Raw genomic sequence first — 18,490 nt, 5'->3', positions numbered from 1 at the left:
CTATAATTGACAAAGACTTTTGTACTTTTAAACTTATAATTTTATTCAAATCACCGTACACCAATGGCAAATCCATTAATAAAAATCACTGATATAAAGCGAAACTTTGCTTTAGGAGACGAAATTGTATATGTTCTTAAAGGTATTGACTTAGAGATCAATAAGGGAGAATATGTTGCTTTGATGGGTCCGTCTGGATCTGGAAAGTCGACTTTAATGAATTTATTAGGTTGCTTAGACACTCCTACATCTGGAAGTTACATTTTGAATAATAAGGATGTAAGTAAAATGAAAGACGATGAACTTGCCGAAATTAGAAATAAAGAGATTGGTTTTGTTTTTCAAACATTTAACTTATTGCCTAGAACCACTGCGCTAGACAATGTTGCATTGCCTATGATCTATGCTGGTTACTCTAAGAGTGATCGCACAGCCCGTGCAGAAGAGGTCTTGAACCAAGTAAAGTTAGGCGATCGAATGGACCACCACCCCAACCAACTCTCAGGAGGACAACGACAACGTGTTGCTGTGGCAAGAGCACTGGTAAACAAACCTTCAATTATACTAGCCGATGAACCTACAGGAAATCTAGACAGTAAAACATCTATAGAAATCATGACGCTTTTTAACGAGATACACGCTCAAGGAAATACCGTTATTCTAGTGACACACGAGGAAGAAATCGCCGAATATGCCCACCGAGTAATTAGACTGCGCGATGGTGTGGTAGAAAGCGATGTGCGCAAAGAAATGATGCCTACTAATTCAATTTAATACATACAAACCAAAAAAAATTAATTAACAAACAATCAAATGAGAAACACGATTTTTGGAATCCTAACACTCTTTGTCACTGTAGCTGGAACGGCACAAGAACAATTTGAATGGAAAAAGGAAAGCAGCAACGGCTACGATTATAAATACGTAAGCAACGATCCAGCAAAAGCCCGTTTTTATACTTTAAAAAATGGTCTAACTGTAATTTTAAGTCCTACAAATAAAGATCCTAGAATTCAGGCTTATGTAGCGATCAAAGCAGGAAGTAAAACAGATCCAGCAACACACACGGGACTGGCACACTACCTAGAACACATGTTGTTTAAAGGTACCGATAAATACGGAACACAAGATTGGCCTAAAGAAAAAGTAGAACTTGATAAAATCGCTGATTTATACGAGCAATACAACAGCACAAAAGATGATGCAAAACGCAAAATGATTTACAAGTCTATTGACTCTATCTCAGGTGTGGCGAGCAAATTATCGATTGCTAATGAGTACGATAAAATGATGTCGGCAATGGGAGCGCAAGGAACCAATGCTTTTACTTCATTTGAACAAACAGTGTATACTGATGATGTACCAAGTAGTTCCCTTGACAAATACTTAGCAGTACAAGCAGAACGTTTTAGAAGCCCCGTTTTTAGAATTTTCCATACTGAACTTGAGGCTGTTTACGAAGAAAAAAACAGAACACTAGATAGTGATAGTAGAAGAGTTTTTGAAGAGTTATTTGCTAGCTTGTTCAAGAAACACAATTACGGTCTACAAACAACGATAGGGACAGTAGATCACTTAAAGAACCCATCGCTAGTTGAAATTAGAAAGTATTTTAATAAATACTATGTTCCTAATAATATGGGAATCATTCTTTCGGGAGATTTTAATCCAGATGAGGTAATTGCAAAAATTGATCAAACTTTTGGTCAAATGCAAGCTAAACCTTTCGAAAAATATACTTTCCAACAAGAAGCGCCAATTGATGCGCCAATTATCAAGGAAATTGTAGGTCCAGATGCCGAAAACATGACATTAGGGTACCGTTTACCAGGAAACAAAGACAAGGATGTTTTACTAGCTGACTTAGTAGGTAAAATTTTAACGAATGGAAAAGCAGGTTTACTTGATCTTAACCTTGTTAAAAAACAAAAATTACTTAATGCTGGCGCGTTTACATACACTTTGATTGATCACGGGATTTTATACTTATCTGCTTCACCTACAAACGGACAGTCGCTAGAAGAAGTAAAAGAATTAGTATTGAACGAAATCGAAAATCTTAAAAAAGGAAACTTTGATGATCAATTGATTACCTCAATTATCAATAACATCAAAAAAGGTAAGATTTACGAAACTGAAAAATATTCAGATAGAGCAAGCAATCTAATGGACGCTTTTACATCAGAGTTAGACTGGAAAGATCAAGTAGCTTATGTAAATGACTTATCTAAAATTAAGAAGGAAGATATTGTGGCTTTTGCCAATAAATATTTAGGGAACAACTACGTTGCGATTTACAAAAGAAAAGGAGAAAAAGTAGCTAACGAAAAAATCGAAAAGCCAATCATCACTCCTGTAGCTACAAATGCTGACAAACAATCTACATTTGTTACTACTATTGAAGCAATGCCAAACAATGCAAGCAAACCTGTTTTTCTTGACTTTAATAAAGACATTCAAAAAACTAAAGTAGGTGCTGCAACTGTATTGTATGTTGCTAACAAAGACAACGATATTTTCCGTTTGAAATACCGTTACAAAGTGGGAACTTTAAATGACTTGAAACAAGCTATCGCTTCACAATACATTAGCTTTCTAGGTACAGATAAGAAAACATCTGAAGAAATTGCTAAAGAATTCTATACTATTGCATGTAGTTTTAATGTAAGTACAGGTGAAGAATACACTACTGTTTCTATCGAAGGTTTACAAGAAAACTTTGACAAAGCTGTAAAATTGTATGAAGAAGTTATCAATAATGTAAAACCTGATGAAGCTGCTTTAAAAGCATTAATTGCTAGAATTACAAAATCTAGAAACGATGCTAAATTGAACAAAAATGCTATTTTATCTGGTTTAACTAGTTATGCAATGTATGGTGCAGACAACAAGTTTAACAACAACTTGTCTAATGACGCATTAGCCGGAATTACCGCAGCAGAGTTAATTGAAAAAATAAAAAATATCAATAACTTCGAGCAAACAATAATCTACTACGGACCTAAGGATATGAAGTCTTTTGTATCTGACTTGCAAAAGAACCACAAAGTTCCTGCAAAATTTGCTACTCCGGCTGTAGCCAAAGATTTCAAACAAGTTGCTCAAAAACAAAACGAAGTCCTTTTTGCTGATTACGATATGGTTCAGTCAGAAACAAGATGGATTAGAAGTACTGACAACTACGACCCAAAAAGAAACACAATGGTAAATGTTTTCAACAACTACTTTGGTGGAGGAATGGGATCGATTGTTTTTCAAACAATTAGAGAAAGTAAAGCATTAGCTTATAGCACTTTTGGTTACTATGTTAGCCCTCAAAAGAAAAACGATCAATACTACTTTATTGGTTACGTAGGAAGTCAAGCAGACAAATTCAAAGATGCTACGGCAAGTATGAACGAATTATTAAATGATATGCCACAGTTAGATGGAAACTTAGCACTTGCTAAAACGCAAGTTAAAAAAGACATTGAAACAGAGCGTATCACACAAGACAACATCATTTTTAGCTACCTAGCTGCACAAGAATTAGGACTTCCTGAAGATATTAGAAAGCAAACCTATAACACTGTAGATGGGATTAAAATGAGTGATGTAGTAGCTTTTGAAAACAAAGAATTTTCAAAAAAACCGTACACTTATGCTATTGTTGCTTCAGAGAAAAACATTTCGATGGACGACCTAAAGCAATTGGGTGCTGTTAAAAAATTGTCACTAGAAGAAATATTCGGATACTAATCTGACGTATTTTATTCAATCTAAAAGCCATTCGAAAGAATGGCTTTTTTTATGAGGTGACCATAAATGTAAAATGATTTTTTTTGCATTCCCGTTCATTCGTTTATCTTTGAGGGGATTTGATCATTACCGTATGCTTATAGCAGCAACTATGTAGTATTCGATTAAAATATTTAAAGTTTTTTTTTTCGAAAATCAATGTGCCACTGCTGATAAACAATAACTGTACACACTACTAAAACGATTACAAGAAATTATGAAAGTATATACTAAAACGGGAGATAAAGGAACAACTGCATTATTTGGAGGAACGCGTGTTCCTAAAGATCATATGCGCATTGAAAGCTATGGTACAGTGGACGAATTAAATTCGCACATTGGACTTATTCGCGATCAAGAGATGGATGCGCATTACAAAACTATTTTGATCGAAATCCAAGATCGCTTGTTTACTGTAGGTGCTATTCTAGCCACTCCTCCTGAAAAAGAGGTGATGAAAAACGGAGAACTACGTTTGCAAAAATTAGGGATTACAGAGAGCGATATCGAGCTATTAGAAAACGAAATAGATAGCATGGAAGCAGCGCTTCCACCTATGACCCATTTTGTCTTACCCGGTGGCCATACAACTGTGTCATATTGTCATATCGCACGATGCGTTTGCCGTAGAGCAGAGCGTCTTGCAGTACATTTAGATCACAATGAACCCATCGCTCCTATTGCAATTAAGTACCTAAACCGACTTTCTGACTACCTTTTTGTATTGGCACGAAAGTTGTCATTTGACTTAAAAGCTGAGGAAGTGAAGTGGATTCCTAGGAAGTAGATTTGCTTTATGGTTTGCAGTTTGTAGTTTCCAGTAAACAGTCGCAGTATTCAGTTTAGTTTGATTGTGAGGATTGGTTTTCAGTAAACAGTCGCAGTATTCAGTTTAGTTTGATTGTGAAGATTGGTTTGCAGTTTGCAGTAAACAGTCGCAGTTTTCAGTTTAGTTTGATTGTGAAGATTGGTTTGCAGTTTTCAGTAAACAGTCACAGTTTTCAGTTTAGTTTGATTGTGAGGATTGGTTTGCAGACTTGTTAGAGCATGAGATTGATTGTGAATTTTTTTATTGATTATTAGATAATTATTAATATAATTATTGGCCGTTTTTATTTTTAAAGAAAACTGCGATTAATTATAGTTTGCAATAATTTGATAATAAAGTTAAAGAAGAACAATAGTAAACCGAGACTAAAAACTCTAAAGACAATCAAAGTAAACCGAGACTGAACACCGAGACTGAAAACTCTAGAGACAATCAAAGTAAACTGAGACTGAAAACCGAGACTAAAAACTCTAAAGACAATCAAAGTAAACTGAGACTGAACACCGAGACTGAAAACTCTAAGGACAATCAAAGTAAACTGAGACTGAACACCGAGACTGAAAACTCTAAAGACAATAAAAGTAAACTGAGACTAAAAACTCTAAGCACAATCAAAGTAAACCGAGACTAAAAACTCTCAAAACAAAGCATTAAAAAATAAACGTTCTTAACTTTTTTATAAAATAAATGGTTTTTTACTTGTCTTTTTCAGTAAAAAAATTATTTTTGCACAAAACTAAATTGACAAAAGATGTATTGGACATTAGAATTAGCATCGTACTTAAGTGATGCACCGTGGCCTGCTAACAAAGATGAACTTATTGATTACGCTATACGTGCTGGTGCTCCTTTAGAAGTTGTAGAAAACCTACAATCTATAGAAGATGAAGGCGAAATATACGAGTCAATGGAAGAAATTTGGCCTGATTACCCAACTGACGAAGATTATCTTTGGAACGAGGATGAATATTAAAGAATAAACAAAGAAAAAGTCTCTCAAGAGGCTTTTTTTTTGGTTAAATTTACACGAGAAAATAAATTAGAAATACAATAATAGTATGAGTTTCATAAATAGCATTATTAAAGCCTTTGTTGGAGACAAATCCGAGAAAGATGTTAAGGCACTTCAGCCTTATTTGACTAAAATTAAAACTTTTGAAAGTACCTTGATTGCTTTGTCTCACGACGAATTAAGAGCGCGTACTTTCTATTTTAAGGACCAGCTTAAGGAAGCTAGAGCCAATATCGATGAAAAAATTGCTACGCTTAAAAAAGAAGTGGAAGGAATTGAAGATATTGATAAAAAAGAAGACTTATACGTGTCTATTGATGCTTTAGAAAAAGAAGCTTATGAATTATCTGAAAAAACTTTGCTAGAAATTTTACCAGAAGCTTTTGCTGTGGTAAAAGAAACGGCAAGACGTTTCAAAGACAACTCAGAAATTAAAGTTACAGCTACTGAGAAAGATAGAGAATTCTCCGCTATCAAACCTTATGTAACGCTTGAAGGTGATCAATCGGTATGGCAAAACAAATGGAATGCTGCTGGTAAAGAAATCACATGGGACATGATTCACTATGATGTTCAGCTGATTGGTGGAATGGTTCTTCACCAAGGAAAAATTGCAGAGATGCAAACAGGTGAGGGAAAAACATTAGTAGCAACTTTACCTCTTTACTTAAATGCTTTAACTGGAAACGGTGTGCACTTAGTAACTGTGAATGACTACTTAGCAAAACGTGATAGTACTTGGAAAGCACCTTTATTTGAATTCCACGGGATGACTGTTGATTGCATTGACAATCACCAACCTAGTTCTGAAGGAAGAAAAGCAGCTTACAACGCAGATATTACTTATGGTACCAATAACGAATTTGGTTTTGACTACCTAAGAGATAACATGACGCATTCACCAAATGACTTAGTACAAAGAAAACACAACTACGCGATTGTCGATGAGGTGGATTCTGTATTGATTGATGATGCGAGAACACCATTAATTATCTCTGGACCAGTTCCTCAAGGTGATCGTCACGAGTTTAACGAACTAAAACCAAAAATCGAAAATTTGGTTGCAATTCAACGTCAATTGGCTAACGGATTTTTAGCGGAAGCGAAAAAATTAATCAAAGAAGGAAATACAAAAGAAGGTGGCGTTGTACTTTTAAGAGCATACAGAAGTTTGCCTAAAAATAAAGCGTTAATCAAGTTCTTAAGTGAAGAAGGAATTAGACAATTACTTCAAAAAACAGAGAACCAATACATGGCTGACAACAATCGCGAAATGCACAAGATTGATGAAGCATTGTATTTTGTAATCGAAGAAAAAAACAACCAAGTTGAGTTGACCGATAACGGAATCAAATTCTTGTCTGGTGATACTGATGCTGACTTTTTTGTGCTTCCAGATATTGGAACTGAAATTGCTGCTATCGAAAAGCAAAATCTTGAAAAAGATGCTGAAGCTGAAGCTAAAGAAAAATTATTCCAAGATTTCGGAATAAAAAGTGAGCGTATCCATACGTTGACACAATTATTGAAAGCCTATTCTTTATTCGAAAAAGATAATGAATATGTAATCATGGACAATAAAATTATGATTGTCGATGAGCAAACAGGTCGTATTATGGATGGACGCCGTTATTCTGACGGACTACACCAAGCGATTGAGGCTAAAGAAAATGTAAAAATTGAAGCAGCAACACAAACCTTTGCTACGGTAACTTTACAAAACTACTTTAGAATGTATAACAAACTGGGTGGAATGACTGGAACTGCAGTTACAGAAGCTGGTGAGTTATGGCAAATATACAAATTGGACGTTGTAGAAATTCCTACAAACAGACCAATGGCAAGACAAGATAAAGAAGATTATATCTACAAAACTACACGTGAAAAATTCAATGCAGTAATCGAAGATGTAACGGCACTTTCTCAAGCTGGTAGACCAGTATTGATTGGAACCACATCTGTAGATATCTCTGAATTACTAAGCCGTATGCTTAAAATGAGAGGTGTTAAGCACAATGTATTGAATGCTAAAATGCACAAGCAAGAAGCACAAATCGTTGAAGAAGCTGGTAAACCTGGAGTAGTAACTATCGCAACAAATATGGCTGGTCGTGGTACCGATATTAAATTGTCTGCCGAAGTGAAAAAAGCAGGTGGATTAGCAATTATAGGTACAGAGCGTCATGACTCTCGTCGTGTTGACCGTCAGTTAAGAGGTCGTGCAGGACGTCAAGGAGATGTGGGTAGTTCACAATTTTATGTGTCTCTTGAAGACAACTTAATGCGTTTGTTTGGTTCTGAAAGAGTTGCTAAAGTAATGGACAAAATGGGATTAGAAGAAGGAGAAGTAATCCAACATTCTATGATGACTAAGTCTATTGAGCGTGCTCAGAAAAAAGTAGAGGAAAACAACTTTGGTGTTCGTAAACGTTTATTAGAATATGATGATGTTATGAATGCACAACGTGAAGTTGTCTACAAACGTCGTCGCCATGCCTTGTTTGGTGAGCGTCTTAAATTAGACATCGCAAACATGATGTATGACACTTGCGAATTAATATTGCAAGAAACAAAACCATCAAACGACTTTAAAAACTTTGAGTTTGAAATTATCCGTTATTTCTCTATTACTTCTCCTGTTTCAGAAAGTGATTTTGTGAAGATGACTGAAATCGAGCTTACAGCCAAGGTTTACAAAGAGGCTTTAAAATATTACACTGAAAAAACAGAACGCAGTGCAAGAGAAGCATTCCCAATCATTCAAAATGTATACGAAGATCCAAACAACCAGTTTGAGCGCATCGTAGTTCCTTTTACTGATGGTGTAAAATCACTTAATGTGGTAACCGACTTGAAAAAGGCGTACGACACAAAAGGAAAACAATTAGTAGCTGATTTCGAAAAAAATATCACTTTGGCTATTGTTGATGAAGCTTGGAAAAAACACTTACGCAAAATGGACGAGTTGAAACAATCTGTTCAACTTGCTGTTCATGAACAAAAAGATCCATTGCTAATTTACAAGTTTGAAGCCTTCAATTTATTTAATGCCATGTTGAACGGTATTAATAAAGAGGTGATTTCGTTCCTTTTCAAAGGAGATTTACCAGCACAGCAAAACCAACAAATCCAAGAAGCTACAGAAGTTGCTCCAGTTGAGGACTACCAAACTTCAAAAGACGAAATTGTAAGCAGTGAAGCAGCTAATCGCGAAGCAGGAGAAACACAGCAACGTCAAGTTACAGAGACAATCGTAAGAGACATGCCAAAAATCAACCGCAACGATACTGTAACTCTAAAGGAGATTGCAACTGGAAAAACAGAAGTAATGAAATACAAAAAAGCAGAAACGTTATTAGCAGCAGGAACATGGGTGATTGTTAATGAATAATCATTTTAACCACTTTCCTAGACTGTTAAAAACAATCTGAGATATAAAAGTCCTCAATTACATTGTAGTTGGGGATTTTTTATGTCTGGATAAAAAGTTGTTTTAACGTAAATTTTCAGGAGCTATTTCCTGCTATACGCTGCAATCTTTTTCTTTTTCATTAAAAAGCAAAAGGATTTTCACTGCTATCAGGGCTAGGGACTTGTGCTTTAATTTAGTATGTTTTAAAACGACAATTACATTTTAATGAATTTTCTACCTTTTCAAAATTCTAAATCTGAAAATCAAATGCCGTTTTTTGATATCCTATAATATGAGGTTGTGTTCAAACTTGTAATGCTTAATAAAATATGCAACTATCGTAGTATTAATTTTTTCGTCGAACAAATTATACAGCTAAAATTAACGCAGGTATTGACCACTGCCAACCAAGAAAACACAAATGGTCATTAAAAATTTAGTAATAATCGTTGTCTGGGATTCTTTCAGAATGACAAGATTGCGGTGAAACTTTATGCGAGTACTTAGTATAAATGAAAATTTCAGTAAACCCTTTGTGAAATTTTGTGCTCACTTTGCGCATTTCCATGAAACGGCTTTTACTTTTATAGGCGAATTGAACAAATCAATATGTCTATAATCTAAGCTGAGGATTCTTTCAGAACGAAAAGATTGCGCTAACATCTTGTGTAATTTTGCTACACATTATTTTCTGCAATTTCATAATACCGAAAAGTCAATTAGTCCTAACACCCATTATTTTATAACTCTTGAACGATTCTTTTAGATTGTCAATTGACATGTATTTATAACTGATTCATATTTCAATCTTGAACAAAAATTAATATAGTCAAACCCTTTGTTTATCAGAGAAAAACACATAAAAAAATATGTTTACATACTAACCGAATTCCTTTTTTTCTTACATTTATACGATTTTAAATTTGAAGAAATTGAAGCTCTTTTTTGCGACCTTACTATCACTGTTCTTGATGCTCCCTACTTTAGGTAGTATTGTGATATACACGCAATTCAAGTTGGCACAAGATCAAATTTCGAAAACTATTTGCGTCCAAAGAGACAATATTAATAACAGTTGTAATGGTCGATGCGAACTTTTAAAAAGTTTGAAGAAATACGATGACAACGAAAAAAGAATGGACAATAGCAATATAAAAGAGAAATCTGAATTAGTGTACACTGCTACACCTGTAGATTATAAAGTACATGCTCTATCTGTTCCACAAAAGAGACAAAAAAACTTTGTTGGCTTGACCAAAAAGCCTAAGACAATTGCTTTTGTTTTATTCCGCCCTCCCCTCGTTTAAATTATAATAAATAAAGGTCTGTTTCAATACAGAAAACTTTCTTATGGCTTATCGCTATAAGCAATCACTTATATTATAATTTATTTTGATCTAAAATGAAAAAAATAGTCGCAATCCTAATACTATTAGGACAAATCTCCTATGCCCAAAATACTCAGAAAAAAGACAGCACATCAACAATATTAGAAGATGTTTTTATTACCGCAAATAGAACAAAAACCTTGCGTAGAGAAACTCCTGTCGCAATTAGTAAAATTACCGCCAAGACCATCGATGAGACTAAAGCCTCCTCGTTATATGAGATCGCAAATAAAGTTCCAGGAGTTGTCATGGTGAATCTAGGAAATGAGCAGCACGCTATGTCGATAAGACAGCCTATTTCCTATTCTAGCTATTACCTATACCTTGAAGATGGCTTACCTATTAGACCTTTGGGCGTTTTTAACCATAACGCGTTACTCGAAATCAATCAGTTTAACTTACAGTCTATTGAAGTGGTAAGAGGACCTGTGTCCTCGCTATATGGGCCCGAAGCTATCGGGGGAACCATCAACTTAATATCTCAAAAACCTTCATTTTATCCCGAATTTAAAGTAGGCGTTCAAGCAGACAACTGGGGTTATAAGCGAGTACAGGTTGCCGCTGGTGCTACTATAGGTAAAGTCGGTTTTCACATCGCTGGAATTTCGAGCATCCAAGAAAATTCATGGATGGCACATTCTGATTACAATAAAGACAATATTAATGTGCGCGTTGACTATGCGATTACTGATAATACACGTCTGATAAGCAATACCATGATTGGAAAATATTTTTCAGATATGAGTGGTAGCGTAAATGAAAGTGACTTTAACAATAGGAATTACACTAGTACATCTGACTTTACCTATAGAAAATCTGATGCTTTACGTACACGATTAACCTTAGAGCATGACTGGAATAGCAATTCAAATTCAGCACTAACAGTTTATCATAGAGATAATAAATTAGGCCAAAATCCATCATACGGTATTCGTTGGAGTCCAACAATCAATCCAACTACAGCTACTGGTGAAATTAACACCAATAATTTTAAAAGCTACGGAGCCTTAGCTCAACATACTCAAAAATTTGATTTTTGGAATACAACTATGGTAAGCGGTGCTTCATTTGACTTTTCGCCTGTTACTTACAATGCATATTTAATTCAATTAGAAGCTGAACTAAATCCTGGGGAGATTGGTAAACAAACAGTCAATCAATATCAAATAGTTGCTGAACTTCCTGATGTTAAACTTGCTGATTACACTGCTGACATTTATAATACAGCGTTATTTAACCAAATTAGTTTCAGCCCTATCCAAGAATTGATTGTAACGGTAGGTGGACGCTATGATGCGATGAAACTGAATTATGAGAATGCTTTAGATAATTCTGTAGGTGCAAAAACCTATGATAAATTTACTTTTAAAGCAGGAGTCAATTACAACCCGCTTAAGGAAACTGGTTTTTACGGTAATTATTCTCAAGGATTTGCACCTCCGGGAATCACCTCAATTTTTAGAGCTAAGTCTGGAACGGGCGGAGCTACAGCTGTACCCGCAGAATTTTACTATAATTTACAGCCTGCCACATTCGAAAACTTTGAAGTGGGCGGTTGGCTATCTCTATTCGAAAATAAATTTAGTTTTGACTATGCCTTATACTATATGGAAGGAACAAATGAATTGTTAAGTATCAGGCTAGAAGATAACTCCACAGATTACCGTTCTGCAGGAAAAACAAGCCATAAGGGGATTGAATTTGGTTTCAATTACAAACCCAATACACAATGGAATCTTCGCGTAGGCGGAACTGTTGCTGAGCACCGTTACATTGACTTTGCTGTGTCTGATAAAATTACTGACACACTGCAAAATTTAGGTGGGTACGAAATGCCACAGGCGCCAAGATGGGCTGGAAATTCAGAGGTGAGCTACTATCCAAATTGGCTGCCAAATTTTAGAGCTGCAGTAGAATGGCAATATATCAGCAGTTATTATCAAAATCAAGTCAACACGGTAAAATATGCAGGTTATAATTTATTTAATGCCCGTTTTGGATACCAATATAAAAATGTCGAAATCTACGGAAACATATTAAATGTAACAGATAAACTATATGCTTACAACGCCAGTAGAGGAAATTTAGAAAGTTCGCAATCAACCTTTACTGCTGCTGCGCCGCGAACTTTTTTAGTAGGATTACAATATAATTTCTCACTTAAAAAATAAGCCAAAATGATTAAGAATAAACAAAGCAAATGGGTTAAAAAACTCAAACAAAACATGTATAAATGGCATCGCACGTTAGGGATCATTACCGTAATTCCAGTGATTTTTTGGTGTTTGTCAGGATTAATGCATCCAGTAATGGCACATTGGTTCAAGCCTACTATTGCTCATGAAAAACTAGAAGAAACTCCTTTAAATCAGGAGCAAATTAATATGTCAATTCATGATGTGCTTGTTAAAAATAGCATCAAGCAATTTAAAAACTTTAGAATGGTAGCGTTTAATAATGCTACTTATTATCAAGTTAAAACGTTGGTGGCAAATGAAGTTTTGTATTTCAATGCGCTAGATGGCAAACTATTAGCAAACGGAGACACTAAATATGCCGAATGGCTTTCTCGTTACTTCATAGCCGATCAGCAAAGTAAGCTGTCTTCTATTGCAATGCAAACAAGTTTTGATGGAGAATACAAATATGTAAATCGCTACCTACCTGTTTGGAAGTTAAACTTCGATCGAAATGACGATATAGATGTTTATGTCGAAACTACATCAAGTAAGTTAGCCACCTACAATCCTACTTCTAGAAAAATCCAACTGTGGGTTTTTGACAATTTCCATAATTGGAATTTTCTTGAAGCCATTACTAACAAGACCTTACAAATAAGCGTGATGTTGTTATTGCTTACCATTATTGGATTATCTACATTGAGCGGTGTACTTATTTATGGTTTTTTCTATAAAGTATTTAAAAAAGTCCCTGTAACTGATAACCAAAGTAAGTTTAAAAAGCACCATCGAAAAATAGGAATTGCGGTCTCACTAGTTACTCTTACCTTTGTATTTAGTGGTGGTTATCACGCTACAAAAAAGTTTGAGCCATACACCTTAGACAAGATGGCCTACGCTCCTACGTTTAACACGGCTGATCTTGTTACAGCAAACGCACTAGTAAAACCAGATTCTAACTGGGCTAACTACTCGCTCATTCAATTTAGAAATACCATCTATTTGCAAGTTGGCTTACTCGAAAATGAAGATAAAGAATCTAAAAACATTTATTTTAATTACAAAACTGCTGTTCAAAAAGAAAATATTGAAATTGCCTATGCCACATTTTTAGCAGAAAAATTCACTAAGATGGTGGCCGCGCCAGAACAAGAGGCAACATCGGATTGCTGTATGATTACAAACAGTGACTCGGCAATAAAAAACGCAAAATTAGTGGAAACTGATTATTTGTACCAATTTGATAATCGAGAATACGGTTTTGTAAACAAGCGCTTGCCAGTAATTAAACTGAAATATAGCACTGATGATGATACAACAATATATATCGAACCTAGCACTTCAAGATTGGCGGCATTTGTCGAAAGTGGTGATCGTTTAGAAGGCTATAGTTTTGCCATCTTACATAAATTTCTATTTATGGATTGGGCTGGTAAAAACATTCATGATTTAGTCACTGCCTTAGCTGCACTAGGAGTTTTAACGGTTAGCTTGATGGGATTGTATTTATTTATAAAGAAAAAATAAAACAGAAATCTCACTCTTTATTTTTAAAAAATGCCACAGTTATCGATTTACTTTTCGAAAACTGTGGTATTTTGATATATACCATAGACATTCCCGATTTAATAAAATCCAACCGAAAGACCTAAGTTAAAAACATGGTGGCAGCAGTCTAATTAGTTACCTTTGAGTATCAAGAATTACCAAAATGAAATAATACCGTATGAATTCTAGAATTAAAACAATCCTCTTTATCGCTTATTTTTTACTGTTAAAGGTCAATTTACATGCTCAAAACAATGAATTGTGGACTGTATTTTACAATAAAGATTCTACTGCTGTAGGCTTCAAAGATGCTCGCCAAGTTGTACAGATAGAACCTAAATTTAACTTCAATATTCAAGCTAACTATTTTAGGAACATAATCGCTGTCGTAGAACATACTCAAGAAGGAAAGTGGAAAAGTTATTACCTCACTAAAGCTGGCAAAAAAGTGGACCAAGATAGCCTCCATATTTTTGACAACGGTTTTGATTGTGAAACAGAAGGCTTTATTCGCTTTAAAGATCATGAGCAGGATAAAACAGGTTTATTCGATAAAAACGGAGCCGTCGTTATACCTGCTACATACAATGAATTAAGTCGCGTAAGTAATGGCATGTTAATCGCTCTTAAAGGTGCTGAGAAAAAACAGTCGAGAGATGGAGAACATTATAGCTGGTCAGGTGGTCAAGAGCTATTAATAAATACTAATAATACTGTTTTAATCGAAAATTTTGCAACCAACTCAAATCTAAATTTTTTCTCGCTCCAAATTACAAATGCCGTTCCTATAGATTCTACAAGAACTTCATTTTTAGGTACAGACGGCAGCTATTATTCTTTTATTGATTATGATAAAGAATTCAAACAGTGGTTAGAAAACGACTTACTAAATGATTTAACAATAGAAAAATTGGTCGATGCCAGTAATGAAACTATCAGCTGGGAAACTGCAGACAACTGGATGAAAACAGACCGACAGTCATTTATAACTAATAATTTTAAAGTCTTAAAAAATAATTTGTTGGAGATTAAAAAGCCCAGTACAGACTATTTTATATATAATAGCGGTCTCAATAATTTTATATTTAATGAAGATAGTTTCAAAAAATATTATAATGATTGTGGTGAATCAATTGATAACAAGTATCCCACGCTTTCAGTTGTCATTTCCCATGGTAAGAAAAAAAGATATACCCAAAATAATTTCGAATTTTTAAGAACTGATGAAGGCTATAAATTGATAAGCGTAACCATAAGAAACGGCCGTTTAAAATAAAGTGATACAAAAGCACTGAATCGTATTAGGATACTTTTTAAATTATTAATGAATTTAGTTAGGGTTTTCTTCAAAATAACGCGCTTCAATACGCTTAATATCTTTTATCGAACTTTTTGCCCAGGCTAATCTTTTTACCAGCATTTCCTCTTCACTTAATTTCCAATCAATATTAGATTGTCGCAACCTATTGGTTAAATTCTGGATGATTATCGCTGCAGAAACAGAGATATTTAAACTCTCTGTAAATCCTACCATTGGTATTTTTAAAAAACCGTCGGCACGTTTTAAAATCTCTTCGGAAAGTCCGTCACGTTCAGTACCAAAAAATAAAGCACTTGGTTTTGTAATATCAAAATCTTCCATCAGGCAATCGTTCTCATGCGGTGTGGTAGCTATGATTTGGTATCCTTTACTTTTTACGGTATCTAAGCAACTAGTAACAGAATCGAAAGTGTTGATATCGACCCATTTTTGAGCTCCCATAGCTATTTCCTTATCGATACTTTTTCCGTAGCGTTCTTCAATAACATTCAATTCTTGAATACCAAAGACTTCACAACTGCGCATTACGGCACTGGTATTGTGCATTTGAAAAATGTCTTCAACAGCAATTGTAAAATGATTGGTTCTATTTTCTAGCACTTTTAAGAATTTCTCTTTGCGATTATCAGTTAAAATATTTTCAAGAAATTCTAGGTACTTTAAATCAGTCATACTTTTTTATTTGCTGCAAAAATAGTAAAAAAGACTAGCTTTATACTTTCTAAAGCAAGTTGAGATTACTACTCTTGCTTTATTAAGAACAAAATATAAAAATTCATCCAATTTGCGTGAGGGATTGTCGCGGCATCCTTTATGAGCTTTGTAAGCGAGTAAAGATATAGCAGAAAGCCCGGTCGCCCTTGCGAACACGCCCAAATTAAATATACAATGAAGAAGAAGTTAGTGGTTTTAACAGGAGCAGGAATTAGTGCCGAAAGTGGTATAAAAACCTTTAGAGACAGTGATGGATTGTGGGAAGGACATAATGTACAGGATGTTGCAACACCAGAGGGTTGGCGTAAAAACCCAGCGCTTGTACTCGATTTCTATAACCAACGTCGCAAACAACTCAAAGAGGTAACACCTAATGCTGCGCACCTGATTCTAGCTAAGTTACAAGAAGATTTTGATGTGCATATTATTACGCAAAATGTTGATGATTTACACGAACGAGCCGGAAGTAAAAAAGTATTGCACTTGCATGGCGAACTTTTAAAAGTGAGAAGCACTGTAGATTACAATTATATTCTGGATTGGAAAGAGGATTTAAATTTTGAGGACGTCGATCCTAATAATCACCAACTACGTCCGCATATTGTTTGGTTTGGTGAGGAAGTTCCAGCTCTAGAAGAGGCAGTCGAAATCACAGAACTAGCAGATTATTTTGCCGTAATAGGAACCTCGTTACAGGTATATCCAGCGGCAGGATTAATTGACTTTACAAAAGCCAATACACCCGTTTTTTATCTAGACCCCAAACCAATCAAAATTCCGAATTTAAGAAACGAATTGCATGTGATTACCGATATTGCTTCAAGCGGAATGCTTGAATTACAAAAGATGTTGCATCAATTTATTTAAAAATTATTCCTTTTCTAAATTGCTTTTAAAGGTTTATATTTGTGCTTTTCCAATAAATAACACACCAATGACTACTTTAAACGAATTGAATGCTATATCACCAATCGACGGACGATATAGAAGTAAAACCCTTTCATTAGCGCCATTTTTCTCTGAAGAGGCTTTGATCAAATACCGCGTATTAGTTGAAATCGAATATTTTATCGCTTTATGTGAAGCGCCTTTGCCACAACTTGCAGCTGTAAAACCAGAGTTGTTTGAAAGCTTGCGTAACATTTACAAAAATTTCTCAACTGAGGATGCGCTTTGGATTAAAGAAACTGAAAAGGTTACTAATCATGATGTTAAAGCAGTAGAGTATTTTATTAAAGATGCTTTTGAAAAATTAAATTTATCACAATACAAAGAGTTCATCCATTTTGGATTAACATCTCAAGATATTAATAATACAGCAATTCCTCTTTCGACAAAAGAAGCTTTTGAAAAAGTTTACATGCCATCACTTATTGGATTAACGTCTAAATTAAAAGAGTTGAGTGTAGAATGGGCTGCCGTGCCAATGCTTGCACGCACACACGGACAACCGGCATCTCCTACTCGTTTGGGTAAAGAAATATTGGTTTTTGTTGAGCGTTTAGAAGAGCAAATGCGTTTGTTATTTAATATTCCGTTCGCAGCTAAATTTGGTGGTGCAACAGGAAACTACAATGCACATCACGTTGCGTATCCAAATATTGACTGGAAACAGTTTGGAAGTAAATTTGTAGAAGACAATTTAGGGTTACACCATTCTTTCCCAACAACACAAATCGAACATTACGATCATTTTGCAGCATTTTTTGATGCTTTAAAACGAATCAATACTATTATCATTGACTTGGATAGAGATATTTGGACGTATGTTTCAATGGAATACTTCAAGCAAAAAATAAAAGCTGGGGAGATTGGATCTTCGGCGATGCCACATAAAGTTAATCCGATTGACTTTGAAAATTCAGAAGGGAATTTAGGAATAGCAAATGCTATATTTGAACACCTTTCGGCAAAATTACCTTTATCACGATTACAGCGCGATCTAACAGATAGCACTGTTTTAAGAAATGTGGGTGTACCAATTGGACATACCATCATTGGTTTTGAAGCAACACTAAAAGGCTTGAATAAACTATTATTAAACGAACCTAAATTTCACGAAGATTTAGAGAAAAACTGGGCTGTAGTTGCTGAGGCAATTCAAACTATTTTACGTCGTGAAGGATATCCAAACCCATATGAAGCGTTGAAAGGATTAACAAGAACGAATGAAGCGATTGATAAAAAAGCAATTCACGGTTTTATTGCGACACTTGATGTTTCAGACGAAATAAAAGCTGAATTAATGAAAATCACTCCTAGTAATTTCCTAGGAATTTAAAAATTATTTTGAGAATCGCACAATCACA

12 protein-coding genes are annotated in these 18,490 nt (G+C 34.9%); 11 read left to right on the top strand and 1 reads right to left on the bottom strand.

What is annotated here, in order from left to right; translation table 11 throughout:
- Nucleotides 1-63: 63 nt before the first annotated feature.
- The 9 genes from H603_RS0108365 (at nucleotide 64) to H603_RS0108320 (ending at nucleotide 15,422) form a co-directional block, all read left to right on the top strand.
- On the top strand, nucleotides 64-774 hold the full coding sequence (locus tag H603_RS0108365) for an ABC transporter ATP-binding protein (protein ID WP_026708161.1): 711 nt from the start codon (nucleotides 64-66) through the stop codon (nucleotides 772-774).
- A 39-nt stretch (nucleotides 775-813) separates the two neighbouring features.
- Nucleotides 814-3,738 (top strand): M16 family metallopeptidase, encoded by a 2,925-nt coding sequence (locus H603_RS0108360; RefSeq protein ID WP_026708160.1) that lies wholly within the window; start codon nucleotides 814-816, stop codon nucleotides 3,736-3,738.
- 256 nt (nucleotides 3,739-3,994) lie between these two features.
- Entirely contained in the window at nucleotides 3,995-4,564 is a 570-nt protein-coding gene (locus H603_RS0108355) for a cob(I)yrinic acid a,c-diamide adenosyltransferase (RefSeq protein ID WP_026708159.1), read from the top strand.
- A 793-nt stretch (nucleotides 4,565-5,357) separates the two neighbouring features.
- A complete protein-coding gene (locus H603_RS0108350; protein ID WP_007138072.1) occupies nucleotides 5,358-5,579 on the top strand; it encodes a DUF2795 domain-containing protein in 222 nt (73 codons plus the stop codon).
- Between the two features lie 85 nt (nucleotides 5,580-5,664).
- A complete protein-coding gene (gene secA / locus H603_RS0108345) occupies nucleotides 5,665-9,009 on the top strand; it encodes a preprotein translocase subunit SecA (RefSeq protein ID WP_026708158.1) in 3,345 nt (1,114 codons plus the stop codon).
- A gap of 953 nt (nucleotides 9,010-9,962) precedes the next feature.
- Nucleotides 9,963-10,337, top strand: coding sequence for a hypothetical protein (locus tag H603_RS16645; RefSeq protein ID WP_157510416.1), 375 nt, complete (start codon nucleotides 9,963-9,965; stop codon nucleotides 10,335-10,337).
- Nucleotides 10,338-10,432: 95 nt separating this feature from the next.
- On the top strand, nucleotides 10,433-12,589 hold the full coding sequence (locus H603_RS0108330) for a TonB-dependent receptor (RefSeq protein WP_026708157.1): 2,157 nt from the start codon (nucleotides 10,433-10,435) through the stop codon (nucleotides 12,587-12,589).
- A gap of 6 nt (nucleotides 12,590-12,595) precedes the next feature.
- The gene (locus H603_RS0108325; protein WP_026708156.1) at nucleotides 12,596-14,125 is read left to right on the top strand and encodes a PepSY domain-containing protein; all 1,530 of its coding nucleotides are present in this window, start codon (nucleotides 12,596-12,598) and stop codon (nucleotides 14,123-14,125) included.
- Nucleotides 14,126-14,324: 199 nt separating this feature from the next.
- Nucleotides 14,325-15,422 (top strand): hypothetical protein, encoded by a 1,098-nt coding sequence (locus tag H603_RS0108320; protein ID WP_051219244.1) that lies wholly within the window; start codon nucleotides 14,325-14,327, stop codon nucleotides 15,420-15,422.
- A 54-nt stretch (nucleotides 15,423-15,476) separates the two neighbouring features.
- On the opposite strand, the gene H603_RS0108315 is transcribed toward H603_RS0108320, so the two are convergent.
- Complete coding sequence (locus H603_RS0108315; protein WP_026708154.1) at nucleotides 15,477-16,139, bottom strand: TrmH family RNA methyltransferase; 663 nt, start codon at nucleotides 16,137-16,139, stop codon at nucleotides 15,477-15,479.
- A gap of 216 nt (nucleotides 16,140-16,355) precedes the next feature.
- Here H603_RS0108315 and H603_RS0108310 point away from each other — a divergent pair, with 216 nt between their 5' ends.
- Nucleotides 16,356-17,048, top strand: coding sequence for an SIR2 family NAD-dependent protein deacylase (locus H603_RS0108310; protein ID WP_026708153.1), 693 nt, complete (start codon nucleotides 16,356-16,358; stop codon nucleotides 17,046-17,048).
- A gap of 67 nt (nucleotides 17,049-17,115) precedes the next feature.
- Entirely contained in the window at nucleotides 17,116-18,462 is a 1,347-nt protein-coding gene (gene purB, locus H603_RS0108305) for an adenylosuccinate lyase (protein WP_026708152.1), read from the top strand.
- Nucleotides 18,463-18,490: the final 28 nt, after the last annotated feature.

Source organism: Flavobacterium frigidarium DSM 17623 (assembly GCF_000425505.1).
Lineage (GTDB): Bacteria > Bacteroidota > Bacteroidia > Flavobacteriales > Flavobacteriaceae > Flavobacterium > Flavobacterium frigidarium.
Note: the sequence above shows the minus strand (reverse complement) of the source record. Positions and strands in the feature narration are given on the sequence as shown.